This window comes from Kitasatospora sp. NPDC127067 (genome assembly GCF_042724755.1).
GTDB classification, from domain to species: Bacteria; Actinomycetota; Actinomycetes; order Streptomycetales; family Streptomycetaceae; genus Kitasatospora; species Kitasatospora lactacystinica.
In genome coordinates, this window is sequence record NZ_JBHXEM010000312.1 from 1 (window position 1) to 1,199 (window position 1,199).

The 1,199-nt window shown below is 72.3% G+C and carries 2 protein-coding genes; both read left to right on the forward strand.

What is annotated here, in order from left to right:
• The coding region (locus ACFWJ4_RS41660) for an ABC transporter ATP-binding protein (protein WP_380554710.1) at positions 1 to 452 on the forward strand (452 nt) is incomplete at its 5' end.
• A partial coding sequence (locus tag ACFWJ4_RS41665) for an ABC transporter permease (protein ID WP_380554713.1) occupies positions 439 to 1,199 on the forward strand: 761 nt, incomplete at its 3' end. The genes ACFWJ4_RS41660 and ACFWJ4_RS41665, both read left to right, overlap by 14 nt.

A 1,199-nucleotide genomic window follows, 5' to 3' on the forward strand; every position in this document is an offset into this window, starting at 1 on the left:
TCCCCCGCCCCGAACGCCGCACCGAAGCCGAACGCCTCCTCGAACTCGTCCGCCTCGACGGCGCCCACGGCAAACGCGTCCACGAACTCTCCGGCGGCATGCGCCAACGCGTCGCCATGGCCCGCGCCCTCGCCCAGGGCAGCCAGGTCCTCCTCATGGACGAACCCTTCGCCGCCCTCGACGCCATCACCCGCGACGTCCTCCACGACGAGATCACCCGCATCTGGGCCGAACGACAGCTGACCGTCCTCTTCGTCACCCACAACGTCCGCGAAGCCGTCCGCCTCGCCCAACGCGTCGTCCTCCTCTCCTCCCGCCCCGGCCGCGTCGCCCGCGAATGGCGGATCGACCTGCCCCAGCCGCGCCGCATCGAATCCACCGGCGTCGCCGACCTGTCCATCGAGATCACCGAAGAACTGCGTGGGGAGATCCGTCGCCATGGCCAGCACTGACACCACCCCCGTCCTGGACAAGAACGACAAGATCCCGCAGGGCGCGAGCGACACCGCCGGCGTCGGCGCGGGCCTGGACGCCCTCGACACCGTCACCGCGCAGCGCGGTTCCCTCGGTGAGGCCCTGCGGAGCAAGGCCCTGCCGCCGCTGGTCGGTGTGCTGGTCGTCCTCGCGCTCTGGCAGGGCGCGTACAGCCTGGAGCTCACCTCCGCCTACAAGCTGCCCAGCCCCGCCGACGTGTGGCGCTCCGCCCAGGACCTCTGGTACCAGGGCACGCTGTTCTCCATCATCTGGACCAGCGTCTGGCGCGGCCTGTCCGGCTTCCTCCTCGCCGTGCTCATCGGCACCCCCATCGGCCTGGTCGTCGCCCGCATCAGACCCGTGCGCACCGCCATCGGCCCGGTCCTGCAGGGCCTGCAGTCCCTGCCCTCCGTCGCCTGGGTGCCCGCCGCCGTCATCTGGCTCGGCATCAACGACTCCATGATGTACGCCGTCATCCTGCTCGGCGCCGTCCCCTCCATCGCCAACGGCCTCGTCGCCGGCATCGACCAGGTCCCCCCGCTGTTCCTGCGCGCCGGACGCACCCTCGGCGCCACCGGCCTCAACGGCGCCCGCCACGTCCTGGTCCCCGCCGCCCTGCCCGGCTACCTCGCCGGCCTCAAACAGGGCTGGGCGTTCTCCTGGCGCTCCCTGATGGCCGCCGAACTCGTCGCCTCCTCCCCCGACCTCGGCCGCGGCCTCGGCCG